Source organism: Streptomyces klenkii, from assembly GCF_003626645.1.
Taxonomy (GTDB): Bacteria; Actinomycetota; Actinomycetes; order Streptomycetales; family Streptomycetaceae; genus Streptomyces; species Streptomyces klenkii.
Map to the genome: position 1 here is coordinate 1 of NZ_RBAM01000010.1, position 24,064 is coordinate 24,064.

The following is a 24,064-nucleotide window of genomic DNA, read 5'->3' on the forward strand; positions in this document are numbered from 1 at the left end:
GGGCGTGCAGGATTTTCGCCCAGGTGCCGTCGGCCGGCCAGCGGCGGTGGCGTTCGTAGACGGTCTGCCAGGGGCCGTAGCGTTCGGGCAGGTCACGCCACGGGATACCGGTCCGGGTCCGGTACAGAACCCCGTTGACCACGATGCGGTGATCGGCCCACCTCCCACCCGGCCCACCCGCTTCGGGCAGCAGCGAAGCGATCAGCTCCCACTGAGCGTTGGTCAGTTCATGCCGCCGCACCATGCCTGGCTCCTGCCCGGAGCGGCAACAGATCCACCACCCGAGCAAGAGCCATCAGACACTGCCTAGCCGAGCCGAGCACCATAGAAACCGCACCCCGTCCGTCCTAAGACCCTCACGTATTTAGCGGGGGGGGGGACGGATGCAGGTGCATGCCGATCTCGCGGAGGATGCCGGGTTCCGTACGCGTGTCAGGGGCCCACACCGTGCCGGTCGTCGATGCTGACGGCGATGCCCGCCGCCGGACGCACGGCGCTGCCTCAGTCCTTCCAGTAGTCGCGCTGCGGCAGGTCGACCCAGATGTCCGGGGGGCCGAAGACGGCGCGCGCGTCGGCCGGGCGGAGCCCTGCCCAAGCGCATGCGTAGGCCACGGCGTTGTGCTGGTAGAGGTAGGAACGCAGTACTTCCTCCGGCGTGGGCGTGTCTTCCGGGTCCAGGCCGCCGCCGGGGTGGAGGTCCGAGTCTTCGATGACGCCATTGCGGGCGATGCTGCCCTGGTTTCCGCTCTTGGCGTTCGCGTACAGGCCGTAGCAGACGGTGCCCACCGATAGCCTCTTTTGCACACCGGGCGTATCCGGCGCGTATCCCCATGGCTGGGTGACGATACAACCGCCCGGTACGGTGGTCACGCCGACGATCTGCATGTCCTCGTCCCCGTAGTACCCAGCGGTGACGGCCTCTTGCAGCGCGTCGAGTCTGCTGCCTTCCACCGGCTCGGCCTCCAGGCGGCGTATCGCCTCCGTGGCATCGACGCCGGCCACGCATGCCAACCCCAGGCCTAGGCAAGAGCGGTCTCCCAGGGCAGCGAGAAGCCGTTTGGCCTCCTGCGCCGCCGCGCGTTCCGAATCGCTGAGTCCCGGCTGCCCCTCCGGCACCACGAACAAGTCCGGTGTGGGTCCGGCCAGGTTGAGCCGGCCCGGTGACCAGCCGGCGACCAGAGGCTTCCAGGGGTCTGCTCCGGCGGCGGCAAGGTCGCGCGCGATGTCGGGCTGATCGTCCCAGAGGGTTTCCCAGAGCGCTGATAGAGCGACATCTACCGCCGCCCTGCACGCTCACCTCTGCAGAGGGCACTGACAACGTGGACGGCTGAGCCGCGCTCGGCGCACAGGGACAACCGCCGCCGCACGGCCACGCCACCAACCCGCCCAGGCGGTTGCCCCTCTGATGCCCGCGTCTTCGGGGTCAGCCGTTCAGGTCGAGGATGTAGTTGTTGGTGATGAGGAAGGTCGTCACCATTCCCGTACCGAACGTGCCCGTGCCGGACTCGGACTCCCGTGCCCCGCCGAAGGGGCCGCCTCCGACGACCGAGCCGCTTCCCTGCTCGGTGGCGTTGCCGGATGCCGTGTCGGAGAGCTTCTCCAGCCTGCGGTTCACCGTGAGGTCGATGATCTCGCCGGTGCTGCCGCTGAAGATGCTGAGCTGGTCGGACGTCTTGGTCTGGAAGACCAGCCCGCTGATGCTCGTCACGGACCCCGAGAGCGTCAACTGACCGTCGTAGGAGGTGGTGGGCGTCGCGCAGCGGAGGGTGCCCTTGCCGTCTACGGCTCCGGTGTTAGTGATGTTCACTCTGATCGAGCCGGCGCAGTTCAGAGTGGCGGCCATGGCACCGTTTGCGGCGGCGGCCGGGACGGTGCCGAGTGCTGCCAGGGGGAGCGCCCCGGCGATGGCGGCTGCGACGGCGATCAGTCTGCGGGCGCGGGACAGTAGCATGACGGGCCCTCCTCCGGTGTTCACGGACGTCGGAGGCGTCACCCTCCACTCGGAAGTGTGCATTCGTCATCCGAGTGAACGGAATCGCTCGTTCAGGTGAAAGACGCGCCCGACGCCCACGGGGTGCCGGGCCCCGTCGTCAGACCGAGAGGCGGAAGCCCAGGTCGCCGAAGGCTACGTGGTCGCCGGGGGCTACGCGGACTGAGCCGGCTATGCGCAGGCCGTTGACGTAGGTGCCGTTGCGGGAGCCCAGGTCCGTCAGGCGCCAGCCGTGGTCCAGCCAGCGTAGTTCCGCGTGGCGGCGGGAGACCGTGTCGTTTTCGAGGCGCAGGTCGGAGACCGGGGCCCGGCCTACGGTCAGGGGCTTCGTGCCGGGTTCGGGGAGGCGGAGGCCGGGGAGGCGGGCGGCCCGCCAGGCGCCGCGCACGCCGGCCCCGAAGGATGACAGGCCGCCCACCACGCGCAGGATGAAATCCGAGAACCGCCCGCGGGCCGGGAGGTCGGCCATGGCCAGCTCGATCTCGGCACTGGTGCGGGCGCTCAGGACAAGGTCCATGCGGCGCATGAACGTGTCGTGGGAGAGCCTGCCGTCGCCCGTGCCGTCGCGCAGGACGGCCAAGGCCCTCTCGCGATCGGCCTCGGAAGGCCGGGTCACGCGCGTACGGAACTCAGGAGACGTCATGATGGTGATTCTCGGGTTTGCGGACCCTTCCTGTCCACAAACGGTTCGTCAGCGGCGGGTACGCGTGCGCTTGGGCGGCTCGATGCGTACGCGCTTTTCTTCGGGCGCGTTCTCGATGTCGTCGAGCTGGGCGACGATCGTGTGCCGCAGGTCGTCGTAGTCGTCGAAGCGGTAGTCGTTGAAGAGCGTGTATCCCGTCCACATCAGGTTGGCACACACCCGTGCCGGCACCCGGCCGGTCTGGGCGCCCATGCCGACCAGGGCAACCGACTCGATGCTGCCCGGCGCCTCCTCGTTGCGCCGGTGGATCGCCTGGAACGCCGCCGCACAGGCCAGGGCCACGTTCAGGGTCTCACTCACGTTCTCCGCGGAGTGTTCCATCGTGGGCGTCGATATCAGGAACTTCGGATTGACCGCCCCGGACGGAACGCACACCGCGCTTCCCACCGGAAGGCTTCCACTGAACTGGTCGCGGATCGCCCGCTGCACGCGCAATTGGATGCCCGCTCCGAGATACCGCTTGATGGCCGCGTCGACACCACCGTCCATCCGGCCCCGGGAGTTGGTCGGGGTGACCCAGGCGTCGACATTTTCGTCGAGGATCGAGCCCTTGCGGATCTCGATCCCGGGGGTGTCGGCGAATGCCGCCCGCCACGCCTCCACCACCGACGCGTTGAGGTCGGTCAGCACCACCTTCAGCGACGACTGCGCACGGTCCATGGTCATGCTCCACTCCGATCGGGGATACGGCCCATCAATCTTCGATGACGCTACCGCGCCCCACTGACAAGGCCGTTACGGCCCGGGCCCGCTGTCAGACCCGCTCGGTATAACGGTGGGGTCCAGCACAGCTGTGGGGTCCGTCAGGCATCTGACGGGCTCCCAGGAATCCCGGAGCCCCACCACCATGAGCGATGCCCACCTCCCCGCGACGCCCGCCACGCCCGCCACGCCCGGCCCGAGCGGCCCGAGTGACCCGCTGTCCCTCGCCGAGCTGTTCAAGGGCGGCGGTGAGCCGTGGCTTCCGCTGCTGAAGCCGGTCATCGAGGCGCAGCCGGACGCAGCCGGGTTCATCGGCCCGGGCCGCGCCCCGGAGGTCGTCCCCGTCCGCGAACTGACCTTCCAGGCACTCAAGCCCAACCCACCGCACAAGTGGAAGGTCGTCGTCTTCGGTCAGAACCCGTACCCACGGCCGGAGAGCGCGACCGGCATCGCCATGTTCGACAACACCTTCCATGGCTGGAAGGACAGCCAGTTCGGCAGGGTCGTCAGCATCCGCTGCATCATCAAGGCGGCGGCGATGTGGAAGTACGGCATACCCAAGAAGACCCCGATCGCCGACGTTCGGGCGTTGCTGAAGGAGCAGGACACCGTCCAGCCGCCGGAGTGGTTCCAGGCGATGCTCACGCAGGGCGTACTACTGCTGAACTCCGCACTCACCGCCAGCAGCAGCGGAGGCCGGGGGGCCGATGCCGATCTGCACACCGCGTTCTGGCGCCCGGTCGCCGAGCGGATCGTCGAAGAGATCCTCAGGGCCAAGCAGAACGCCGGCGAAGAGGACCGTGGTGTCGTCTTCGCGTGGTGGGGAGCGCATGCGCGCAGCCTGAAGAAGGTCGTCCTCCGGCTCCAGGAGAAGTACCCCGAGGTCGAGGTCCGGCACATCGACCACCCCAACCCCGCTGCGCAGGGCGACATCTTCTGCGAAGGCGACCATTTCGGCGTGGTGAACGCGGCCCTCGCGTCGCTGGGCGCCGATGAGATCGACTGGCTGCCGAGCAAGGGGTGGAACGAGCTGGCGGCGGAGGACGGCGGGGCGGACGGCGGCGTCGCCGAACGCATGGGCGCCTTCATCGCCTCCACCATGGAGCTGCACCAGCTGTACCTCGACCGGCTCGCCGGCGTAAAGGACGAGGGTCTCGCCCTCCCCGCGATCACCGGCGTGTTCGACACCCCGCTCATGGGCTTCCGCGATGCCGCCGCACCGGTCGCCGGGCTGCTGTCCGGTCTCGACCGGCATGTCCAGCTGTCGCACGAATTCGGCAAGAGGCGGGCGGACGAGGCGACCGGCAACGGCAAACTGGACGCCGACGCGATCGCCGCCCTCCACCTCTATACCTGCGAATCCGCGTTCTACCGGGAGATCAACGCCGTCCTGCGCTCCCCGGACCGGGCCAGGGTCGTGCCGTACCTGCCGTATCTGCGGCTGCTGTTCTCGGCGGTGTCGCGGCTTCCCGCCCGTACGGAGCCGCTGTGGCGCGGTGTGTCACTGGACCTGCGGGCGCAGTACCCGCTCGGCCGGACCGTGACCTGGTGGGGTGTGTCCTCGTGCACGTCCAAGCTCAGCGTGGCACGGGGGTTCCTCGGCAGCCGCGGCAAGCGGATGCTCTTCGAGGTGACCCCCGCCCGCGCGGTGGGCATCCGCAACTTCTCCGCGTTCACCGACGAGGAGGAATTCATCCTCCCGCCGGGCACGCAGTTCAAGGTGACGGACGTGACGACCGAGCGCAGTGGCCTGTCCACGGTGAAGCTGACCGAACTGGAAGAGCAGACCCTGGTGTCCTGAGCGGGGGCCGGCTGTGTCCTGAGCGGGGGCCGGGCGGGGCGGGTCGGCGAGCTCCTCAGCGTACGAGGCCCGGAAGGGCCGCCCCCTCGGCTCGGCCGCGGCGCCTACGCGAGCACGTAGTCGATCACTACGTGCTCGCGTGACCCGCGATCTCTTCGACGCCGCCAAGCCCGACTACCCCTTCCACCTCACGTGCTCGGCCAGTTCGGCGTGCCTGCGCAGCAGCCGGCGCGAGAGCACGAGGCGGACTTCGTCAGGTTCGAGGCCGGAGTCTTCGTCACGAGGATGAACATCCGATTGCGAATGAAGATCAACTACGAAGGCTCGGCCTTGACCGGCGGGAGCTGGCCAAGGCTGCTACGACCGCTGACGCCACCACTCCACCGTCGCCTTGACCTGCTCGTCCACGGCGGTGGCTCGTACGGCGAACTCGGCTTCGTACGCGCTCGAGTCGACTATGAAGGGGCGGTCGAACTGGTAGCGGATCTCCTTCAGTTCGCGGATCAGCGGGGAGAACACCGACGCGATGCCCAGCACGGCCGGGGAGAGCCTGCGCACCGCGACCGGTCCCGTTCCGGACCGGGCGGCGAGGCGGTCCACCATCTCCCGGGTGGACAGTGCGGGCGCCGTCGGGACGTGCCAGGCCCTCCCCCAGGCGCGCTCCTCGCCCGCGGCCTCGGCCAGGGTCCTGGCCACGTCGGGGAGGTAGGTCCAGCTGTGCGGGGCGTCCGGGTCGCCGAGCGCGGAGACGGGCTTGCCGCGCAGCAGGCGTGGCATGACCCGGGCGGCCAAGTGACCGGCGTCGGTCACGCCGGGGCCGAAGAAGTCCGAGGCCCGCACCTCGACGGCCTTGATGCGGCCCTGCTCGTGCAGCGCCCGCGCCTGTTCCCAGACCGCGGCGCGCACCCGTCCCTTGGTGCCCTTCGCCGTGAGGGGAAGGTTTTCGGTCATGGGGCCGTCCACCGGGCCGTAGCCGTAGAGGTTGCCCAGCATCACCAGGACGGCGCCGGTCGCCTCGGCCGCCGCGAACAGCGAGCCGGCCAGGGGCGGCCAGTCGGCGGCCCAGCGGTGGTAGGGCGGTGCGGCGCAGCTGTAGATCGCGCCGGCGCCCCGCGCCGCCTCGATCAGCTGTTTGCTGTCCGTCGCGTCCAGCGCGACGTGCTCGATGCCGGGTTCCGGGCTCCGGCCCGACTTGGTGACGACCCGTACCTCATGACCCTTCTCGGCCAGCAGCCGAGCGGTGGCCGCGCCGGCGGCCCCGAATCCCACAACGACAGAAAGACTCACCTACGCACACTAGCGCGAGCGTGTCTTGTTCCTGTCCCCGGTGCGCCGCCTCCTCCCCCGGCCTGCCCCTGGTCCTGGTCCCGTCCCTGCTGGCCCGATCCTGCGCAAAGCTGGCCCTGCCGACGCTTTTCGGCCAAGATCCCTCTGCCAAGAATGGCTCCGACCTCATCCGGTGCCGGCGATCAGGCAGCGGATGCCCGTACCCGTCGAGGAGAGAAGCCATGGCTCTGGAAATGCGTGACCGCTGCGAACGATGTGAGAGCGCCGTGCTGCCGCCGGACTCTCCCGCGCGTATCTGCTCGCACGAGTGCACGTTCTGCGTGCCGTGCAGCGACGCCATGCACGACGTGTGTCCCAACTGCGGCGGCGAACTCGTGGCGCGTCCCCGCCGCGTTCCGGCCCCTGCCGCAGCGTAAGCGACAGCCGCGCGGTCCCCACGGAGCCCGGCACTGATCAGTGCGGGGCTCCGGGCGGATCGACGGCCCGTTCGGCCGCGGTGGATCGCGGTGGAACTTAATTGCGTTGACGCCGCCACCACCCTCCCTCTACGTTGCATAACGCCTCTGTTGTCGTCGATCGGAGTAGGACGTTGCTCGTCTGAGGTCTTGAGACACCGCGCTACGCAGCAGCGCCTTGACGCCGCCGCTGCCCGCGTTCCGTGTGCGACCTCGACGCATTGAGCCGTCCCGCTCCCGCCGATGCAGGGATTCTCTTTCCTGTCTTCTCGTCGGTTCTGGTCGCCCTGCGGTGCTCGCCCCCGCCCCGGCGTTGTCCCCGGACATCTTTTCCAGCGACGATTTCGACGATTACGAGGCCCTCTTGTCATCTTCTCCTGCTTTCATCACTTGCTCATCGCTCTCCTACACCTGGCCGGACGGCACGACCGTCTTCGACGGCCTCCAGGTCGCCTTCGGGCCCGGGAAAACCGGCCTCATCGGGCTCAACGGCTCGGGGAAGTCGACCCTGGTGAAGCTGATCGCCGGGGAGCTCACTCCCGCCGAGGGCACAGTGCGCGTCGCCGGCGAGATCGGGTACCTGCCGCAGAACACCACGCTCGACACGTCGCTCCGCGTCGAGGACGTCCTCGGCATCGCCGGCACCCGCGCCGCCCTGCACGCCATCGAGGCGGGCGACGTCCGCGAGGAGCACTTCGCGGCGGTCGGCGACGACTGGGACGTCGAGGAGCGCGCCACGGCGACGCTCGCCGGGCTGGGGCTGGGCGGCATCGGCCTGGACCGCACCGTAGGCGAGCTGTCGGGCGGGGAGTCGGTCCTGCTGCGCCTGGCCGCGCTGCTGCTGCGCCGCCCCGACGTGCTCCTGCTGGACGAGCCCACCAACAACCTCGACCTGTCCGCGCGCCGGCGCCTGTACGCGGCCGTCGAAGCCTGGTCCGGCGTCATGGTCGTGGTCAGCCACGACCGTGAGCTCCTCGACCGGGTCGACCAGATCGCCGACCTGCGGGCGGGCGAGGTCTCCTGGTACGGAGGCAACTTCTCCGCCTACGAGGAGGCTCTGGCCGCCGAACAGGACGCGGCCGAACGGCTGGTGCGGACCGCCGAGTCCGACCTGCGCAAGCAGAAGCGCGAACTGGCCGACGCCCAGGTCAAGCTCGCCCGCCGCAAGCGGTACGGCCAGAAGATGTGGGACAGCAAGCGCGAGCCCAAGATCGTCATGGGCGAGCGCAAGCGCCAGGCCCAGGCCTCCGCGGGCAAGCACCGCATCATGCACGAGGAGAAGCTGGCCGAGGCGAAGGAGCGGCTCGACAGAGCGGAGGAGGCCGTGCGCGACGACGACGAGATCCGCGTCGACCTCCCCCACACGGCGGTGCCGCAGGGCCGCTCCGTCCTCGCGCTGCGCGAGCTGCACCTGAAGTACGGGGCGCGGGTCGAAGGCGAGTTCGAGCTGCGCGGCCCCGAGAGGATCGCCCTCGTCGGCCGCAACGGCGCGGGCAAGACGACGCTCCTGCGGACGATCGCCGGTGAGCTGGAAGCGCTGTCCGGGGAGGCCGTGGTGCACGTGCCGCTGCGGTTCCTGCCGCAGCGCCTCGACGTGCTCGACGAGGAGCTGACGGTCGCCGAGAATGTGGCGCGGTTCGCGCCCGGCGCCACCGGCAACCGGATCAGGGCCCAGCTGGCCCGCTTCCTGTTCAAGGGGGCACGGGCCGACCAGAGCGCCGGGACCCTGTCGGGCGGAGAGCGCTTCCGGGCCGCTCTGGCGGCCCTGATGCTCGCCGAGCCCGCCCCGCAGCTGCTGATGCTGGACGAACCGACGAACAACCTGGACATGGCGAGCATCCGCCAGCTGGCCACGGCTCTGGATTCGTACGAGGGCGCACTGATCGTGGCCAGCCACGACATCCGCTTTCTGGAATCCATCGCTATTACGCGCTGGCTTCGCCTGGACGGCGAACTTCAGGACACGTCGGCCGAGGAGGTGCGGGCGGAAATGGCCACGTGAATTCCCATTCGGCGGACCGCGGTGTTTGCGGCAGGCGGGTACGGCAACGCGAGAGGGGAAACCACCGCCGCTGCGAAAGGGGCCCCCGTGGTCGCCGTCGCTCTGCTCCTGCCCCCTTTGATGTTGTGCGTGGTGCTCGCCCTGGGCCGCTACGAGGAACGGATGCTGAGCGGCCCCGCGGCCGAACGCCCTGAACAGACCCGCCGCCTGCGAGCCGTCCCCGATCTCACTGGTGAGGAGCCCGGCTCGCGTCAGGAGCCGGTGCCGCCGGCGGGCCGGGCGCCGTCCGCCGGACCGTTCGCCAGGGGCAGGGGCAGGCACGCCGCCTGAGCAGGATCGTGCGGGTGGGTCCGTACGGTTAACCCCGTACGGACCCACCCGCACGACCTCTCCCCCGCTCAGGCCGGGGAGGGCGGGAGTTCGCACAGGGCGATGCCCGGCTCCAGGAGGCTGCCGAGTACGAGGGTGCCTTCGTGCTCGTACACGCTGGTGATCATCCGGTAGCCGGTGCCGTGCCGTCCCAGGTTGTGGGTGATGCGGCCGCCGGCGTCGACGCCGACGAGGCGCGCGACACGGCGTGGGGGCACGTGCAGGCGGGTCGCCGCGGCCGCCGCACCGCGCCGTACCGCCGCGGGCGCGCGGTGGAGCCATTCGAGAGGTGCCGTGCGGGGCGCGGCCAGGGCGGTCCAGAAGGTCCCGTCGGCGCTGCGGGAGAGGTTGTCGGGGAAGCCCGGCAGGTCGTCGGTCAGGGTGTCGCGTGCGCCGGACCGGGGGCCGGTGAGCCAGAGGCGGACGAGGCGGTACGCGCCGGTTTCGGCCACCGCGACGTAGGACTCGTCGGCCGACAGGGCCACGCCGTTCGCGAACTGGAGGTCGTCGAGGAGCACCTCGGGTTCGCCGTCGCCCGGCCGGAGGCGCAGCAGTCGTCCGGTGCCGGAGTGCTCGACGATGTCGGCCTGCCAGTCGCGCAGCCCGTAGCGCAGGCTGGAGGCGGTGAAGTAGAGGGTGCCGTCCGCGGCGGCGGTCACGTTGCTGCAGAACTTCAGCGGGGTGCCTGCCACCGAGCCCACGAGCACCTCGGTCCGGCCTCGGCTCACGCCTCCGTCCTCAGGGGTGATGCGGAGCAGCCCCCGTTCCGCGTCACAGACGAGCAGCCGCCCGTCGGGCAGTGTCTCCAGGCCGAGCGGCCTGCCGCCCGTCCGGGCGATCTCCTCGACCCGCGCGCCGCCGCGCGGTCCGGGCAGGCTGATCCGCCGGATCCGGCCGTCGCCGGTGCCGGTGAGCACCCGCCCGGCGGCGTCGACGACGACGTCCTCCGGTCCTGGTCCTCCGATGCGGAGCATGCGCAGGGGCGGCAGCGGCCGGGGCTGCGTGGCGCGGGCGGCAGTGGCAGGGCGCCTCATGAGGCCGCAACCTGACGCCGGGCGCGCAGGCACCGGGAGAACTCCTCGGCGTACGGGAGGATCACCCCGGCGCAGATCACCGCGCCGAGTCCGGCGAGGTACTTCGCGGGCAGCGGCCGGTCCTTGGGCAGGAGGGCCCAGTCGCGGGCACCCTGCCCGCCGCGCAGCGCCGCGCGGACCTCGTCGGCGTGCAGGCAGGCGGTGAACGCCATCGCCGACAGCGGCAGCACTTCCAGGAAGCTGTGGATGTGCTGCTCCACGGGGCGCACTTCGCGTTCCGCCGTGGCCAGGCTGACGTCGTAGAGGGCCGTGGCGCCGTGGGCGACGGCCGCCCCTCCCATCACGGAGAGGACGAGCGGGTTGATCCTGGCCAGGAGCCCCATCGCGACGGGGACGCCGGCCTCGGTCATCATCAGCGCGTGGACGGCGGATTCCTTCACGCCGCTCGTGTGCTCGATGCGGGTCTTCTTGTGCATCCACCAGTCGGCGACCGCGGGAACCACCCACAGCGGGAGCACCCCGTAGAGCAGGAAGCGCCGGTCGGCGTCCTCGACGGTGGTGGGGCGGGCCGGGACGGAGAGGTCGCGTCCGCGGCGCCAGTGGCTCCAGGTGCGGACGAAGGACGTGCCGGAGCGGGCCATGGAAGCCTCCGGAGGGAAGAGGGACGGGCGGAGAGGCGGCCACGGACCGGCCACGGTGCCGGTCGGGCGCTGTTGACGGCGGTGCGCGCTATGACAATCAGACCGCCACACGCGTATACGTCTACCCCCTTGTCCCCTGCCATGCGGCCGTGCGCGGAGAACAGCCGAGAACGGCCGAATATGGTGATCAGGGGCGGAGCCGGCTGCCGGCGCCGCGCGGGGCCGGGTCCGTCAGGACACACTCGTTCCATGGGCACCGGCAACGAGCGGACCGTGGCCGCGCTGCTGCGGAGGTACGGGCGGACGTACGCCGAGGAGGCGGGCATCCGGCTGCGGGACACCCCGCAGCCGCTCTACCGGCTCCTCGTGCTGGCCTGTCTGCTCAGCGCGCGGATCCGGGCGTCCGTCGCGGTCGAAGCCGCACGCTGTCTGGCGGCGGCCGGGATGAAGGATCCGCGGCGGATGGCCGGGGCGACCTGGCAGCAGCGTGTGGACGCGCTGGGCGAGGGCGGCTACCGCCGCTACGACGAGCGCACCGCCACCCAGCTCGGCGACGGCGCGCAACTGCTCCTCGACCGCTACGGGGGCGACATCCGGCGGATGCGCGAGGAGGCGGACGGCGATCCGGGGCAGTTGCGGAAGCTGTTGCGGGAACTCCCGGGGCTCGGGCCGGCGGGGGTGGCCATCTTCCTGCGGGAAGTGCAGGGCGTGTGGCCGGAGGTGCATCCGTGTTTCGACGGCAAAGCCGCTGAGGGAGCCGCACTCCTCGGCTTGCCGAGCGCTCCCGGGGCGCTGGCACGGCTGGTCGGGCGGGCGGACGCTCCGGCGTTCGCGGCCGCGCTGGTGAGGGCCGCGCTGGACAAGGAGATCGCCGGTGAGGTGAAGGAAGCCGCCCGTGCCGGGAAGGGGGACTGAGCGGCGCGGGCGGCTTCGCGTACGGCGGTGATGTCACCGCGGGAGGCGACCGGCGGGTCGAGGCCGACGACCAGCCGGGCGGGACGGTCCGGGCGGGGCAGGGTGATCCGGGCGAGCCGGCGGTGCGGCGTGCTCGGCGAGCTTCCGCAGCGTGCGCCCGGCCCGGCCGCCCAGGCCGCCCGCGGCTCAGGTCCGGCCCATCGCCTTGCGCATCGCGTCACGGGCGCGGTCCGCCACGGCGGCCGGAGGGCCGAGCAGGGCGTTTCCGGTGAGGGTCTCCGTACCCGGGTGCGGGTGTGTCGGCGCGACGGCTTCCGCCGCGCGCACGGCCTTGGCGAGTGCCTGGAGCCGGGCGGGGTCGCCGGCGTCCAGCAGGCGGGTGAACTCGTACGTCTCCTCGGCCCGCGCGTGGGCGCGCACGGCGTCGCGCAGGGAGGTGAACTCTTCGACGAAGGCGGGGCCGTCGGGGTCCATGTGCTCCAGGCGCTTCAGGGTCCGCTTGGCCGCGTTCTCTTCCTTGAGCCGGTCGGCCACCACGTGCTCGCCGCCTTCGGCGGCCTGCCGGGCGTAGGGGTGGACGACCTCTTCCTCGGCCGTCTCGTGCACCGCGAGCAGGTGGACGAGATGCCGGAAGGCATGCCGCCGTTCCTCTCCGGTGCGCTCCAGCACGTCGTCGAGCAGGGTCCGGATCTGCTCGTGCTGATTCATCAGCAGCGCCACGACGTCATTGCTCTCCGGCCGCCGGCCGGCGGTGTCCGTGTCCGTGTACCCCATGGGTGTCCTCCTCGGGGATGTCGGTCGTTTGCGTCGGCACGGTCGTGCGGTTACCCCGGGCCGCGGCCCTGACACACCGACGACACCATCGAAGACACCACCGGAGGCGCTACCGAAGGCGCTACCGAAGGGTCCCGCGGTCAGGGCCGGGCCGACGGCTGAGACCGGCCCAGAATTCGGCGACTTCGGCCCAGGGGAAGAGCGGTCCGGGGTCGATGCGGCGGTGCACCTGCACCTCGGGGCGGTCGGCGGCGGGGACCAGGGCCGTGTCGAGATCGCTGTGCCGGTACAGGTCGGTGAGGCGGGGGCAGCCGGTGCGGAGGGTCGTCAGGACGTCGATGAGGGCCTGTACCTGTGCGGGCGGGAACGGCTCCGTCGGGGTCTGGTGGCCGGCGTCGAACCACCGGGGGTACCGCCCGCGGTTGATCAGCTCGATGCCGATCGACGGGGTGTTGTGCTCCTGGACGTGCTGGGCGACGCGCTCGAACGGGACGAGCTGATGCACCGTACCGTCGCGGTCGATGTACAGGTGCCCGCACACGCCGCGCCCGCTCTCGCTCTCCCGCGCCGTCTTCTCGGCTTCCAGCAACGCCTCGTCGAAGCCGGGGAGTTCGGTGGCGTGCAGCACCACCGTGGTGATGGCGTCGAGACGGCGCTCGGGCAGCCGGTGGTACCAGCTGACGAGGTGGTCACAGCTGTAGCGTCCCATGGGGCCCATGGGATCCGACTGTACGCGGTGGACTATCGGTTTCGCCGGGAGGCCGAGCGTGGTCGCAGCAGGGCCGCTGCCAGCACGGCCGGAACGGTGAGCAGCAGGGTGAGCTCGACCAGCGACACGCTGCCGACCTTCTTCTGGGCGATGGCTTTGATGGCGTTTCTGTAGACGGGGCGGCGGTTTGCCGGCGCCTGCGGGCGGGCGGGCGGCTTCGGGGCCGTCGTCGAAGGCGGCGGAGCAGGGGCGGGGGCGGGTGGCTGGGCGGGAGCCGGAGGCGCGTTGACGACAGGCGCCGGGGGCGGCGGGAGTTGAGCCGGGGGCGCGGGGGCGGGAGCCGGCGGCGCGGGCGGAGGAGGTGCCGGTGCTGGAGGTGCCGGGGGCGGCGCCGGAGCCGGAGGAACTGCCGGCGGCGGGGCGGGTGGTGCAGGCGCCGGGGGTGCGGGCGCGGGCGGGGGTGGTGGCGCGGGGGCGGGCGGCGCAGGAGCGGGTGGGGCAGGCGGGGCGGGAGCGGGTGGCACGGGAGCAGGAGCCGGTGGGGCAGGGGCTGGTGGGGCAGGAGCCGGGGCTCCCGGCGCGGGCGGGGCGGGAGCGGGAGCACCGGGCGCAGGGGCGGCGGGCCCGGGTCCGGGCGGTACGGGCGCCGGCGCGCCGGGCGCAGGCGGGGCGGGAGCCGGCGGTGGCGCGGGAGCGGGCGGGGCGGGGGGCGCCGGGGCCGGCGGGGCAGGCGCGGGGGCCGGTGGTGCAGGCGCGGGCGGAGCGGGGGCAGGTGGTGCAGCCGGGGGTGCGGGAGCGGGCGGGGCGGGAGCAGGGGCTCCGGGGCCCGGGGGCGCGGGTGCGGCCGGCGGCGTGTTGCGGCACTTCAGCCACACCTCCGCCTCCACCCTGAGCACCTGCGCAGTGACGTCCAGGCATCCCCTGCCGTTGTCGGTCACTTCCGCCTGTGCGGCGCCGCCCAGTGCGTTCACCTTGGCGTGCGACGGCGGATGCGGCGGCAGCAGGCTCGGGAGGTTGTGCAGGAGGGCGTTCACCGAGGTGTTGCCCACCACGGCATGCGCGCCGCCGTCGTCCGCCGCGGCCCCGCCCGTCACCGTGAGGACGACGGCCGTGGCCAATAGCGCTGCGTACCCTGTTCTCCGCTCCCACCCCATCACGCGGAACAGCCTGCACGCCCCCTCCGTACGGCCGCCCGCGCTTCCCCAAGGTTCGTCCGATAGGCGGAAAACCACGCCTTCACACCCTCCCGAGGTTTGCGAGCCCCCGCGGCCTCCCCGGCAGGGGACGGCCGGGGATCCGTACCCCCGATGGAGCAGCACCACCCCGCGCCGCCGCCCGCGAGGACGTAGGACTGAGGTGACGTACGGGTGCCGGGAGGAGCGGAATGCAGATCGTGGTCGATCTCAACCGATGCCAGGGCTACGCGCAGTGCGTGTTCCTCGCCCCGCAGGTGTTCGAACTGCACGGCGAGGAGGCGCTGCTGTACGTCCCGACCGTCCCCGACGGCCGGGAAGAGCACGTGCGGCAGGCCGTGGCTGCCTGTCCGGTGCAGGCCATCACGGCCGGGGAGCAGGCGGGCGGCGACTCCGGTGCCCGGTGAGGCGCGCGGCGCCCGGCGCGACGGGCGGATCGTCATCGTCGGGGCGTCGCTGGCCGGGCTGCGCGCCGCCGAGACGCTCCGGGACGAGGGGTTCGAGGGCGAGCTGACCCTGGTCGGGGACGAGCCGCAGCTGCCTTACGACCGGCCGCCGCTGTCCAAGCTCGTGCTGCTCGGGAAGGCGGGGGCCGAGGACTGCGGGCTCCCGGCCCGGCGTCCGATCGACGCGCGGTGGAGGCTGGGCGTGCCCGCCTCCGGGGTCGACGCCGCCGGGAAGAGCGTGGTGCTCGCCGACGGCGAGCGCCTGCCCTTCGACCGGCTGCTGATCGCCACCGGCACGCGGGCCCGTCCCTGGCCCGTGCCGGGCGAGGCCGCGCTGGAAGGGGTCTTCACGCTCCGTACCAGCGCCGACGCGGGCCGCCTCGTCGCGGCTCTGGACGCGGGGCCGCGCCGGGTGCTGGTCATCGGTGCCGGTTTCACCGGCTCCGAGGTGGCCTCGGCCTGCCGGGAACGCGGCCTCGAAGTGACCGTCGCGGAGCGTGGCCGGGCCCCCCTGATCGGCGCGCTGGGCGGAACGGTCGGGGACTGGGCCACCCGGCTGCAGCGCGCGCACGGGGTCGACTTGCGCTGCGGGGTCACCGTCACTGCGCTGACGAGCGCGGGCGGCCGGCTCACGGGGGCCGAGTTCTCCGACGGGAGCCGGATCGAGGCCGACGTCGCCGTGGTGTGCCTGGGCGCGGTCCGCAACACCGAGTGGCTCGCCGACTCCGGTCTCGCGGCGGGCCCGCGGGGCGTGGCCTGCGACGCGGGGTGCCGGGTGTTCACCATGTACGGGATCGTCACGGACGACGTGTTCGTCGCCGGTGACGTGGCCCGCTTCCCGCACCCGCTGTTCGAGTACCAGCTGATCGCCCTGGAGCACTGGGGCAACGCCGTCGCCCAAGCGGAGATCGCCGCCCACAACATGATCGCCCCCGGCCCGCTCCGCCGGCCCCACCTGGCCGTGCCGTCGTTCTGGTCCGGCCAGTTCGGTCTCAACATCAAGTCCGTGGGCGTGCCCACCTTCTCCGACCAGGTGGTGATCGCCCAGGGCTCGCCGGAGGAGCGCCGCCTGGTCGCGGTCTACGGCTACCGCGGGCGGATCACCGCGGCGGTGACCGTCAACCGGGCCAAGTGGCTGGAGCACTACCGGCGCCTGATCGAGAGCGCCGCCCCCTTCCCGCCCGGCCCCGGCGCCGCCGACCACCTCGCGGACCTCGAACCCGTCCCCTCCGACGTGCCCGACCCGCGGGTCCTCACCCACGGCCCGACCGTCGCCCTCACCGGCCACCTTCCGGACCGCCGCCTGACCCTGGTCCGGCACGACGGCTGACGCCGCCCGCTCCTCGAAGGGATCCGTGCATGCCCGCCGACGCCTCCTCCGCCGACACCCTCTTCAGGCGCATCACCGACTACGCGAACCGCGCCGACCCGTACCCGCTCTACGCCGAACTCCGCGAGCACAAGGTCGCCCGGCAGGAGGACGGGAAGTACCTGGTGGGCACGTACGACGAGATCGCCGCGCTGCTGCACGACCCGCGCGTCAGCTCGGACCTCCGCAACCGCGCCGAGCCCGATCCCTCCATCATGCCGCCGGAAGGGCCGCCGCCCTCCTTCATCGGGCGCGACGACCCCGAGCACGACCGCCTCAGGCGTCTGGCCATGCGGCCCTTCGGCCCGCCCCACTCCCCCGGCCGCATCGACGCGCTGCGCGGCGACATCGCCCGCATCTCCGGGCAGCTCGCGGACGGGCTGCGGGGCAAAAGCAGCTTCGACCTCGTCGACGACTTCGCCTTCCCGCTGCCCGTCACCGTCATCTGCGACCTGCTCGGCGTGCCGTCCGAGGACATCCCTCAGGTCCACACCTGGGCGGACACGGTCGTCTCCGGGCTCGACTTCCCTCCCGACGAGGACCCGGGAGCGCGCCGGCACGCCGCCTACGAAGCGCGGTCGGCGATGGGCCAGTACCTCGGCGAGCTCGCCGAGAAGCGGCGTCACAGCCCCACCGACGACATGCTCTCCGCCCTGGCCAACGAGGACGGCCCGGAGGGCGCGCTCACGCAGCAGGAGCTGATGGTCACCACCGTCCTGCTGCTGATCGCCGGGCACGAGACCACGGTCAACCTCATCACCAACGGCATGCTCACCCTCCTGCGCAACCCCGAAGCGCTGGAACGGCTGCGCGCCGAGCCGGAGCTGATCCCCAGTGCCGTGGAGGAGCTGCTGCGCTACGAGCCCCCCGTGCAGTTCCTGCCGCAGCGCACGCCGCTGGCCGACATCGAGGTCGCCGGAGTCACCATTCCCAAGGGCGTGCCGCTGATCCTCGTCCTCGCCGCCGGCAGCCGCGACCCCCTGCGCTTCCCCGACCCCGACCGCTTCGACCCCGCCCGCCGCGACAACCAGCACTTCGGCTTCGGCAGCGGCATCCACAACTGCTTCGGCGCGCCCCTCGCCCGCCTGGAGACGCAGATCGCCCTCACGACCCTCATCAACCTCCTGGACGGCCCCAGGCTGCTGAAGGACCCGCCGGAGTACCGCAACAGTCCCGTCTTGCGCGGCCCCCGGCACCTGCTCCTCGGGCAGGGGAAGCACTGACCGGCCGGCGACGCCGGGCATCAGTATCTCGCCGCGGAGCACCCGTCCCGCCCGCCGCGGAACACTCCCGGGCTCCTCGCGCGGCACGCCTACGCGGGGACCGTGGCACTGCTGCTGGGCAGCCACCTCATCGGCTGGACCGCCGAGGCCGGGCTGGTCCCCGGCTCGGTCGCGGCGGTCTGCCTCTTCGGCGCACTGATGACGTTCACGCCCTACTGGCGTGTTGTCCTCCACTGGCCGGTGTGGCGCTGGATGCTGCTTTCCTGCGCCCTGTCGGCCGTGCTCCTGGTGCTCTTCCTGATCGGCAGGGAACCGGTGCTGCTCCGCGTGCCGGTGTGGGCCACGGGCTTGTCCCTGCTTCCCGGCCTCGCGGCGCCCGCCGTCACGTGGTGGCGAGGCAAGCGCCGGGAGCAGGCGGCCTCCGCGTAGCGCAGGCGGCCGCGGGGCGCGGCCTACCATGGCCTCATGATCCGTTCTTCGCCGGCCGTCCCCTTCGGCCGTTTCGACGCGTCATGGCCCGCCGCGAGCCGGCCCGACCTCCTCGCGGAGCCCGTGGCCACGGCGCTCGGGCAGTGGGGCGGCACCGGGCTCGCCGAGTCCGTGCTGGTCGTCGACACCGATCCGGAAGTGGCCGACACCGCGGCCTTCTGCGCGGCGTACGAGGTCCCGCCGGATGTCTCGGCGAACTGCGTCGTCATCGCCGCCAAACGCGGCGGGGTGGTGACGCACGCGGCGTGCGTCGCCCTCGCGACCACACGCGTCGACGTCAACTCGGCGGTGCGCAAGCACTTCGGCGCCCGTAAGGCGTCGTTCGCTCCGATGGACACGGCCGTGGCGGAGACGGGCATGGAGTACGGCGGGATCACCCCCGTCGGCCTGCCGGGGGGATGGCCCCTGCTCGTCGACGAGGCCGTCGCCGCCACTCCGTTCGTCCTCATCGGCAGCGGCAAGCGCCGGAGCAAGCTGATCCTCCCCGGCGCGCTCCTGGCGCGGTTGCCGAACGCCGAGGTCGTCGCCGGTCTGGCCTGCTGAGCACGGCCGGCCGCGACTACGGGGCCGGAACCGGGGCGCCGCCGCCGGTCCCGGCCCGTCTCCCGCAGATGCCGTTAACAACTACCCCGGCACGTCTCTAGATTGCTAGCATCCTAACCATGGCTGCCGAGAGACAGGTGAAGCAGTTCAACGTCTACCTGCCCGTCGACCTCGTCCGCGAGGTCAAGCACCACGCCGTCGACACCGAGCGGTCGCTCTCCGCGATCGTCGAGACGGCGCTGACCGAGTACCTCCAGCGCGTCGCCGGCGCTGGGAAGGAAGGAGAGCGTGCATGACGACTGACGGCATCGAGGGGTTCCTCGTCGAGACCCGCAACTACGGTGCGACCGCTGCTTTCTGGAAGTCGCTCGGGTTCGAGAACGTGCTGGAGACCGGCCACGGCTCCGGGCACTGGTCCCATCCGGGCGGCGGGCCCTACGTGTTCATCGTTGAGCAGCACGAACGCGAGCTCGTCACCCACCCCGTACTCAAGGTGGCCGACGCCGAGACCTTCGCGCCCGGCCGCGCACCGGATTTCGCCCAGCGGTTCACGCCGACGCACTGGGGCGTCCGGCAGGCACTGGTCCGGGACCCCGACGGGCGGATCGTCGCTCTCGAATCCCCGCTCCTCGACGACAAGGACAGAAACGACGTCGCGGAGGGACAGCACCATGGATGACGGGCAGCACCTCTCCCGCGAGTACGAACCCGACCACACCGCCGTACGCGTCGCCCTGTGGCGCGCCCTGCACGTCCAAGCCGACGCCCCGCCCCACGTACTCGACGACGAGATCGGGCTGCGGCTCGCCGACCCCGGGCAGGACTGGCGCGAGCGCGGCGACATGACCATGCCGGGCGTAGACGGCGTCCGCGCGTCCATCGTCGCCCGCGCCCGCTTCGTCGAGGACCTCGTCGCCGAACGCGCCGACGCCGGCGCGGCACAGTACGTCATCCTCGGCGCGGGCCTGGACTCCTTCGCCCAGCGGCGCCCCGGACTCGGCTCCCGCCTCCGTGTGTTCGAGGTCGACCAGCCGGCCACGCAGGCGTGGAAGCGGCAGCGCCTGGCCGCACTCGGTTACGACGTCCCGTCCTGGCTGACCTTCGTGCCCGTCGACTTCGAGGCCGGCGACTCGTGGTGGGAACGGCTGACCGCCGCCGGGTTCGATCCGCAGAAGCCGGCGGCCGTCGCGTCGACCGGCGTCAGCATGTACCTCACGCGCGAAACCAATGCCGCGACGCTGCGCCAGGTCGCCGCGCTCGCGCCCGGCTCCGTGTTCGCCACGACGTTCCTGCTGCCGCTCGACATGCTCGACCCGGACCAGCGGCAGGTCCAGGAGTTCTCGATGCGCAACGCCGCCGCATCGGGCACCCCGTTCATCAGCCTGTACTCACCTGACGAGATGCGGCAAGCGGCTCTGGAGGCGGGGTTCACGAAGGCCGTGCACGTATCCCCCGATGACCTGGCCGCTCGCTACTTCGCCGGCCGCCCCGACGGTCTGCGCCCACCCCGGGCCGAACAGTTCCTCGTCGCCGAGGTGTAGCCGGCGGGCAACGCAACGCCGGAAGCGGCTCTGCGGCAGGGCTCGCCCACATCGATATTCAGCCAATACGTAGAGATGTTGCGTAATACTCAAGGTGCGCGGCGGGCACATCACCGCCCACCTCGCCCACGCCGATCACGTCGGCCGCGCCGACGGCCTGCGGAAACAATTCCCGCCACGCAAACCTCAAATCCGGCTGACTTTCCTCCACTTGAGCCCGTACGGACGCTCCGGCCAGTGGACTTTCCTGTTTTCGCGGTATCCCCACCAACCCCGTCGTGAGCCGGGTTCCCCCCGGGTAGCATGCACCGCCTGTTGTCGTGCACACGATCGCGCGGCCGGTTTTCGGCCGTGCGCCGACTCAAGGGGGAACTCTTGGCAGCACGCGGAACACTGCTGGCGGCCGCGGCCGCAGGGGCGCTGGCGCTCGGCGCCGCCTCGCCGGCCGCCGCAGCCCAGGGGCAGGACGAGCAGCAGAAGCAGCAGAAGACGAGGATCGAGATCCGGGAGGCGCTGCCCTCGGAGATACCCCAGGACGCCGCGCTGAGCGCCCAGGCGGCGGGGTGCCGGGTCGGAGAGCAGGTCTCCGACCGCTTCTCCTCCTGCGCCGAGAAGTACCTGATCGTCTCGATCGTGGAGATCCCGAGCGGGAAGGTCATCGGCACGGCCCTGTTCGACGCGAAGAACAAGACGAGGCTCAACTACAAGTCCGCCACCTGGGAGCAGGAGGCGGTGCTGAAGATGGTCAGGTCCTTCGGCGTCGCCAAGTTCGGCACGATGGCCAGCGCCGAAGTGGACTGCAAGGCCTCCCAGGGGAACGGCTGCACCTCGGCGCCCGGCGTCATCGGGCCCAAGGTGTTCTGGGGCATCTGGGGCGCCACCACCAACACGTACACGTTCAAGGTGACCTCCCCGGGCGACGCCCTCGTGGGGCACGCGCCGCAGACGAAGGTGACGGTCAGCCACCCGTCCAGCCCCGAGAAGGCCCACTTCACGCTCGGCAACATCGCTCCGGTCCGCTGCGACAGCGCGAAGAACATCGGCAACATCGGCCGCGGCTGCGTGCACCCGCTGGTGAAGCCCGTCTACCGGCTGAGCAAGGGCGACAAGGCGGTCAAGGGCGTCGCCGAGCACATCGAGGACGCCCAGCACAAACTGAAGAAGCCCTGGGGCGCCGTGAACAAGGGATATCCGCTGCACAGGCTGCCCAACGGCGACCTGTCCAGGGCGAACCGGGACACGGCGTGCACGACGGCCGTGAAGAACCGCTACAAGCCCAAGAGCTGCGACGAGTACCCGTTCGCGGGCAGCTACGAGGGCGCGGCGGTCAACCCGGACTACTCCACCGCTCCGGTGCCGCTGAGCGAGAACCGCACCGAGGGCGGGTTCAAGTACCGCGGCAAGTTCATCATGCAGAACCGGGTGCTGGATTACGATGAGTTCTGGGTGGAGATCACCAAGTAGCCCCACCGAGTAGCCCTGAGTAGCCGCAGTTCAGAGGATGGAGCGGGTCGTGCCGGACCTGATCGGGGCCGCCACGGCCCGCTTGTCCGTTCCCGAGGGCCAGTACGCGATCCTGAGCCCCGAGGCCGAGGACGCGCAGGACAGCGTTCCCGGCACCGGCGAGGTGGCCGCCACCGGCCTGTTCGCCGCGGGCACCGACGGTGCGCTGGTCATCACGGGTACGGACCACGGGGACATCGGCATCCGCGTGGAGCTGTGGAGCGGTGCTCCCGCCGCCGACGACACCGCGTGGGAGGACGTCGTCGAGGACAGCTACACCGCGACCGGCACCGCGCACGTGCACAACGTGGAGGGCCGGCCGGCCGGGCTGCCCGACCTCGCCTGGTCCGGGCCCGGCACGTACCGGATGCGGGTGAGCGTGCGCGGCCGGGACCTGGGCGCGGACGACGGCGGGAGCGGGCCGGTCCCGGTCGAGGAGCATCTGATCCAGGTCTGGCCCGCGCCCGAGGCCCCGCCGCACGCGCGCAAGCTGAGCGACGAGCTGGGAGAGACCTGGCGCCGCGAGGCCGCCGACGGCTAGGCGTAGTCGTATTCGTAGTCGTTCAAAGTCACCCGCAGCGCGCGGACGGTGCTGGTCCGCGGGCCAGCAGCACCGCGCCGTCCAGGGACGACAGTGCGCCGAGCGCGGCGGGACGGAGGTGGATCTCCGGGCCTTCCGGTCGTTCGAGCTGCCGGACCCGGTGGGCGACCTCCTCCACGTAGCCCGGCAGGCCCGCGGCGAAGCCGCCGCCGATCGTGACGAGCCGGGGACGCACGAGTTCACACAGGCTCACGACGGCGGCGGCGAGGGCGGCGGCGCTCTCCCCCACCGTCTCCAGGGCCCACGGCTCCGCCCCCTGCCAGGCATCCCGCAGTGCGTCGAACCCGACGTCGTGGCCGCGACGCCGGGCGGCGCGCCGGAGGACCGCCCGCCCCGAGGCGACGGACTGCACACAGCCGTGCCGGCCGCAGTCGCAGCGCTCCCCCGCCCGGTCGACGATCACATGTCCGACCTCGCAGGAGCCCCGCTCCGTGCCGGGGCGGATGACGCCGCCGAGCACGATGCCGCCGCCGATGCCCGTTCCGACGCCGAGGTGGACGAGGTCCGGGCATCCGGCCGCCCCGGCCTCGGCCAGCGCGGCGAGGTCGCCGTCGTCCGCCAGGCGCACCTCGGCCTCCGGCCACAGGCCCGTCAGCTCCCGTACGAGGTCGAGGCCCTGCCACGAGGGCCGGTTCGGCCAGCCCCGTACGCGGCCGGAGGCGTCCAGGGTCGCGGGTACGGCGACGCCCACGCCGGTCACCGGATCATCCGCCCGTGCCTGGCACAGCGCCTCCACGGCGGCGGCGAGGGCGGTCAGATCGGCGACAGGGCCGCCGCCCGCGGGCCACCGGAACACGCTCTGGGCGGCCTCCGCTCCGGCACCGGGCTCCAGCCGGATCGCCACCTTGGTGCCCCCCAGATCGATGCCCAGGACGCTCATGACGCGCCCGTGGGGTCGCCGGGGGCGCCGATCCGGAAGAACTCGCGGTAGAGAGGGAGCTGTTCGGTCAGCATCGGCTCGCCGTAATGCACAGGAAGGCCCGACTCCTCGGCGGCGCGGAGGAGAGCCGTGCGGCGCGGCTTCATGATGATGTCGGCGACGACGGTGCCGCGCGCGAGGCCTGCCGGGTCGAACGGCAGCGAGTCGTCCGGGCGCAGCCCCATCGGGGTGGCGTTGACCGTGATGTCGGCGGCCACGAGGCCCTTCGTGGCGGTGATCCGGCCGGGCCACCGTGCGGCGAGCCGGGCGGCGAGGCCGTCCGCGCGGGCCGGGTCCCGGTCCCAGACGGCGACGTCGGCCCCGGCGGCGAGCAGCGCCACGGCGATGGCGCTGCCCGCGCCGCCCGCTCCCGCCTGGGCGACGCGCGCCCCGCGCGGGTCGTACCCCGCCGCGCGCAGGCCCCGGACGAAGCCTTCCCCGTCGAAGTTCTCCGCGAGCCAGCGCCCGTCGGCGTCCTTGCGCATCGCGTTGGTGGAGGCGCTCAGCGCGGCGGTAGGGCTGACGTCGTCGGCGAACCGCAGGCAGGCCGCCTTGTGCGGGACGGTGATCAGCAGTCCGTCCAGGTTCACGGTCCTCCGGAGCCCCTGGAGGACCTCGGCGAGGCCCTCCGGGCGGACGTGGACCGGGACGAGGACGGCGTCGGTGCCGAGGCGCCGGAAGAGGGGGTTGAGGAGTCCCGGGGCCCGCACTTGTGCCACGGGGTCCCCGATGACCGCGAACAGCCGTGTCGTCCCCGAGATCTCCGGGCCGTCTGCGCCCGGGGCCGGCCCCGGTACGGAGTCACTCATACTGTTCGCCCTCCTCCCCCGGCCGGCAGGACGCCGGCCGGTCCCG

At 72.0% G+C, this 24,064-nt stretch carries 27 protein-coding genes; 15 read left to right on the forward strand and 12 right to left on the reverse strand.

The features are described from left to right. The 5 genes from D7231_RS23475 to D7231_RS23495 form a co-directional block, all read right to left on the reverse strand. Nucleotides 1–244 (reverse strand): transposase (locus tag D7231_RS23475; RefSeq protein ID WP_147449787.1); only part of this gene is annotated, 244 nt, incomplete at its 3' end. 257 nt (nucleotides 245–501) lie between these two features. After that, entirely contained in the window at nucleotides 502–1,002 is a 501-nt protein-coding gene (locus D7231_RS23480) for a hypothetical protein (protein WP_228774803.1), read from the reverse strand. A gap of 421 nt (nucleotides 1,003–1,423) precedes the next feature. After that, nucleotides 1,424–1,951: a hypothetical protein gene (locus tag D7231_RS23485; protein ID WP_120757519.1), complete on the reverse strand. Its 528-nt coding sequence runs from the start codon at nucleotides 1,949–1,951 to the stop codon at nucleotides 1,424–1,426. 139 nt (nucleotides 1,952–2,090) lie between these two features. Then, complete coding sequence (locus tag D7231_RS23490; protein ID WP_120757520.1) at nucleotides 2,091–2,633, reverse strand: DUF1707 and FHA domain-containing protein; 543 nt, start codon at nucleotides 2,631–2,633, stop codon at nucleotides 2,091–2,093. Nucleotides 2,634–2,681: 48 nt separating this feature from the next. Continuing rightward, complete coding sequence (locus D7231_RS23495; protein ID WP_241999880.1) at nucleotides 2,682–3,353, reverse strand: macro domain-containing protein; 672 nt, start codon at nucleotides 3,351–3,353, stop codon at nucleotides 2,682–2,684. Between the two features lie 187 nt (nucleotides 3,354–3,540). Between D7231_RS23495 and D7231_RS23500 the strand changes: the two genes are divergently transcribed. Further along, nucleotides 3,541–5,196 (forward strand): ADP-ribosyltransferase domain-containing protein, encoded by a 1,656-nt coding sequence (locus D7231_RS23500; RefSeq protein ID WP_120757522.1) that lies wholly within the window; start codon nucleotides 3,541–3,543, stop codon nucleotides 5,194–5,196. A 357-nt stretch (nucleotides 5,197–5,553) separates the two neighbouring features. Here the strand turns inward: D7231_RS23500 and D7231_RS23505 are convergent, their stop codons facing one another. Next, the gene (locus tag D7231_RS23505) at nucleotides 5,554–6,483 is read right to left on the reverse strand and encodes an NAD-dependent epimerase/dehydratase family protein (RefSeq protein WP_120757523.1); all 930 of its coding nucleotides are present in this window, start codon (nucleotides 6,481–6,483) and stop codon (nucleotides 5,554–5,556) included. Nucleotides 6,484–6,704: 221 nt separating this feature from the next. Between D7231_RS23505 and D7231_RS23510 the strand changes: the two genes are divergently transcribed. The 3 genes from D7231_RS23510 to D7231_RS23520 all read left to right on the forward strand — a co-directional run bounded on the left by D7231_RS23510 (nucleotide 6,705) and on the right by D7231_RS23520 (nucleotide 9,270). Next, on the forward strand, nucleotides 6,705–6,899 hold the full coding sequence (locus tag D7231_RS23510) for a DUF1272 domain-containing protein (RefSeq protein WP_120757524.1): 195 nt from the start codon (nucleotides 6,705–6,707) through the stop codon (nucleotides 6,897–6,899). A 403-nt stretch (nucleotides 6,900–7,302) separates the two neighbouring features. Beyond that, nucleotides 7,303–8,940, forward strand: coding sequence for an ABC-F family ATP-binding cassette domain-containing protein (locus tag D7231_RS23515; protein ID WP_120757717.1), 1,638 nt, complete (start codon nucleotides 7,303–7,305; stop codon nucleotides 8,938–8,940). 87 nt (nucleotides 8,941–9,027) lie between these two features. Then, nucleotides 9,028–9,270, forward strand: coding sequence for a hypothetical protein (locus D7231_RS23520; protein WP_120757525.1), 243 nt, complete (start codon nucleotides 9,028–9,030; stop codon nucleotides 9,268–9,270). Between the two features lie 68 nt (nucleotides 9,271–9,338). Here the strand turns inward: D7231_RS23520 and D7231_RS23525 are convergent, their stop codons facing one another. Beyond that, entirely contained in the window at nucleotides 9,339–10,343 is a 1,005-nt protein-coding gene (locus tag D7231_RS23525) for an SMP-30/gluconolactonase/LRE family protein (protein WP_120757526.1), read from the reverse strand. Further along, nucleotides 10,340–10,984: a diguanylate cyclase gene (locus D7231_RS23530; protein WP_120757527.1), complete on the reverse strand. Its 645-nt coding sequence runs from the start codon at nucleotides 10,982–10,984 to the stop codon at nucleotides 10,340–10,342. The genes D7231_RS23525 and D7231_RS23530 overlap by 4 nt, the downstream gene beginning before the upstream one ends. A 249-nt stretch (nucleotides 10,985–11,233) precedes the next feature. Between D7231_RS23530 and D7231_RS23535 the strand changes: the two genes are divergently transcribed. After that, nucleotides 11,234–11,899, forward strand: a complete 666-nt coding sequence (locus D7231_RS23535; protein ID WP_120757528.1) for an HhH-GDP family DNA glycosylase — start codon at nucleotides 11,234–11,236, stop codon at nucleotides 11,897–11,899. A 186-nt stretch (nucleotides 11,900–12,085) separates the two neighbouring features. Here D7231_RS23535 and D7231_RS23540 read toward each other — a convergent pair whose 3' ends face one another. After that, a complete protein-coding gene (locus D7231_RS23540; RefSeq protein ID WP_120757529.1) occupies nucleotides 12,086–12,673 on the reverse strand; it encodes a hemerythrin domain-containing protein in 588 nt (195 codons plus the stop codon). A gap of 121 nt (nucleotides 12,674–12,794) precedes the next feature. Further along, nucleotides 12,795–13,391, reverse strand: a complete 597-nt coding sequence (locus D7231_RS23545; protein ID WP_199739438.1) for an N-acetylmuramoyl-L-alanine amidase — start codon at nucleotides 13,389–13,391, stop codon at nucleotides 12,795–12,797. 1,375 nt (nucleotides 13,392–14,766) lie between these two features. Here D7231_RS23545 and D7231_RS23560 point away from each other — a divergent pair. The 10 genes from D7231_RS23560 to D7231_RS23605 all read left to right on the forward strand — a co-directional run bounded on the left by D7231_RS23560 (nucleotide 14,767) and on the right by D7231_RS23605 (nucleotide 22,230). Next, complete coding sequence (locus D7231_RS23560) at nucleotides 14,767–14,982, forward strand: ferredoxin (RefSeq protein WP_120757532.1); 216 nt, start codon at nucleotides 14,767–14,769, stop codon at nucleotides 14,980–14,982. Beyond that, nucleotides 14,972–16,351 carry an NAD(P)/FAD-dependent oxidoreductase gene (locus tag D7231_RS23565; RefSeq protein ID WP_120757533.1) on the forward strand — a complete coding sequence of 460 codons (1,380 nt, stop codon included), beginning with the start codon at nucleotides 14,972–14,974 and terminating at the stop codon, nucleotides 16,349–16,351. The genes D7231_RS23560 and D7231_RS23565 overlap by 11 nt, the downstream gene beginning before the upstream one ends. A 29-nt stretch (nucleotides 16,352–16,380) precedes the next feature. After that, nucleotides 16,381–17,613, forward strand: a complete 1,233-nt coding sequence (locus D7231_RS23570) for a cytochrome P450 (protein WP_120757534.1) — start codon at nucleotides 16,381–16,383, stop codon at nucleotides 17,611–17,613. Nucleotides 17,614–17,715: 102 nt separating this feature from the next. Next, nucleotides 17,716–18,042 (forward strand): hypothetical protein, encoded by a 327-nt coding sequence (locus tag D7231_RS23575; protein ID WP_120757535.1) that lies wholly within the window; start codon nucleotides 17,716–17,718, stop codon nucleotides 18,040–18,042. 36 nt (nucleotides 18,043–18,078) lie between these two features. Continuing rightward, nucleotides 18,079–18,645, forward strand: coding sequence for a YbaK/EbsC family protein (locus D7231_RS23580; RefSeq protein ID WP_120757536.1), 567 nt, complete (start codon nucleotides 18,079–18,081; stop codon nucleotides 18,643–18,645). A 119-nt stretch (nucleotides 18,646–18,764) separates the two neighbouring features. Further along, a complete protein-coding gene (locus D7231_RS23585) occupies nucleotides 18,765–18,941 on the forward strand; it encodes a ribbon-helix-helix domain-containing protein (protein ID WP_106681186.1) in 177 nt (58 codons plus the stop codon). Next, nucleotides 18,938–19,324 carry a VOC family protein gene (locus D7231_RS23590; RefSeq protein ID WP_120757537.1) on the forward strand — a complete coding sequence of 129 codons (387 nt, stop codon included), beginning with the start codon at nucleotides 18,938–18,940 and terminating at the stop codon, nucleotides 19,322–19,324. The genes D7231_RS23585 and D7231_RS23590 overlap by 4 nt, the downstream gene beginning before the upstream one ends. Next, nucleotides 19,317–20,186, forward strand: coding sequence for a class I SAM-dependent methyltransferase (locus D7231_RS23595; RefSeq protein ID WP_120757538.1), 870 nt, complete (start codon nucleotides 19,317–19,319; stop codon nucleotides 20,184–20,186). The genes D7231_RS23590 and D7231_RS23595 overlap by 8 nt, the downstream gene beginning before the upstream one ends. 375 nt (nucleotides 20,187–20,561) lie before the next feature. Then, entirely contained in the window at nucleotides 20,562–21,650 is a 1,089-nt protein-coding gene (locus D7231_RS37730) for a NucA/NucB deoxyribonuclease domain-containing protein (RefSeq protein WP_120757539.1), read from the forward strand. 49 nt (nucleotides 21,651–21,699) lie between these two features. Beyond that, on the forward strand, nucleotides 21,700–22,230 hold the full coding sequence (locus D7231_RS23605; protein WP_147449788.1) for a hypothetical protein: 531 nt from the start codon (nucleotides 21,700–21,702) through the stop codon (nucleotides 22,228–22,230). Nucleotides 22,231–22,258: 28 nt separating this feature from the next. Here D7231_RS23605 and D7231_RS23610 read toward each other — a convergent pair whose 3' ends face one another. Continuing rightward, nucleotides 22,259–23,170, reverse strand: coding sequence for an ROK family protein (locus tag D7231_RS23610; protein ID WP_120757541.1), 912 nt, complete (start codon nucleotides 23,168–23,170; stop codon nucleotides 22,259–22,261). Next, nucleotides 23,167–24,018: a shikimate dehydrogenase family protein gene (locus D7231_RS23615; RefSeq protein WP_120757542.1), complete on the reverse strand. Its 852-nt coding sequence runs from the start codon at nucleotides 24,016–24,018 to the stop codon at nucleotides 23,167–23,169. Before D7231_RS23615 ends, D7231_RS23610 begins: the two co-directional genes overlap by 4 nt. Nucleotides 24,019–24,064 lie beyond the last annotated feature (46 nt).

Excerpts from the sequence above, each read along its gene's own strand:
- D7231_RS23595 (WP_120757538.1), top strand. The coding sequence starts at position 19,317 with ATGGATGACGGGCAGCACCTCTCCCGCGAGTACGAACCCGACCACACC.
- D7231_RS23570 (WP_120757534.1), top strand. The coding sequence starts at position 16,381 with ATGCCCGCCGACGCCTCCTCCGCCGACACCCTCTTCAGGCGCATCACC.
- D7231_RS23560 (WP_120757532.1), top strand. The coding sequence starts at position 14,767 with ATGCAGATCGTGGTCGATCTCAACCGATGCCAGGGCTACGCGCAGTGC.
- D7231_RS23540 (WP_120757529.1), bottom strand. The coding sequence starts at position 12,673 with ATGGGGTACACGGACACGGACACCGCCGGCCGGCGGCCGGAGAGCAAT.
- D7231_RS23495 (WP_241999880.1), bottom strand. The coding sequence starts at position 3,353 with ATGGACCGTGCGCAGTCGTCGCTGAAGGTGGTGCTGACCGACCTCAAC.
- D7231_RS23525 (WP_120757526.1), bottom strand. The coding sequence starts at position 10,343 with ATGAGGCGCCCTGCCACTGCCGCCCGCGCCACGCAGCCCCGGCCGCTG.
- D7231_RS23485 (WP_120757519.1), bottom strand. The coding sequence starts at position 1,951 with ATGCTACTGTCCCGCGCCCGCAGACTGATCGCCGTCGCAGCCGCCATC.
- D7231_RS23590 (WP_120757537.1), top strand. The coding sequence starts at position 18,938 with ATGACGACTGACGGCATCGAGGGGTTCCTCGTCGAGACCCGCAACTAC.
- D7231_RS23585 (WP_106681186.1), top strand. The coding sequence starts at position 18,765 with ATGGCTGCCGAGAGACAGGTGAAGCAGTTCAACGTCTACCTGCCCGTC.
- D7231_RS23500 (WP_120757522.1), top strand. The coding sequence starts at position 3,541 with ATGAGCGATGCCCACCTCCCCGCGACGCCCGCCACGCCCGCCACGCCC.
- D7231_RS23610 (WP_120757541.1), bottom strand. The coding sequence starts at position 23,170 with ATGAGCGTCCTGGGCATCGATCTGGGGGGCACCAAGGTGGCGATCCGG.
- D7231_RS23545 (WP_199739438.1), bottom strand. The coding sequence starts at position 13,391 with ATGGGCCCCATGGGACGCTACAGCTGTGACCACCTCGTCAGCTGGTAC.
- D7231_RS23615 (WP_120757542.1), bottom strand. The coding sequence starts at position 24,018 with ATGAGTGACTCCGTACCGGGGCCGGCCCCGGGCGCAGACGGCCCGGAG.
- D7231_RS23510 (WP_120757524.1), top strand. The coding sequence starts at position 6,705 with ATGGCTCTGGAAATGCGTGACCGCTGCGAACGATGTGAGAGCGCCGTG.
- D7231_RS23535 (WP_120757528.1), top strand. The coding sequence starts at position 11,234 with ATGGGCACCGGCAACGAGCGGACCGTGGCCGCGCTGCTGCGGAGGTAC.
- D7231_RS23530 (WP_120757527.1), bottom strand. The coding sequence starts at position 10,984 with ATGGCCCGCTCCGGCACGTCCTTCGTCCGCACCTGGAGCCACTGGCGC.
- D7231_RS23580 (WP_120757536.1), top strand. The coding sequence starts at position 18,079 with ATGATCCGTTCTTCGCCGGCCGTCCCCTTCGGCCGTTTCGACGCGTCA.
- D7231_RS23490 (WP_120757520.1), bottom strand. The coding sequence starts at position 2,633 with ATGACGTCTCCTGAGTTCCGTACGCGCGTGACCCGGCCTTCCGAGGCC.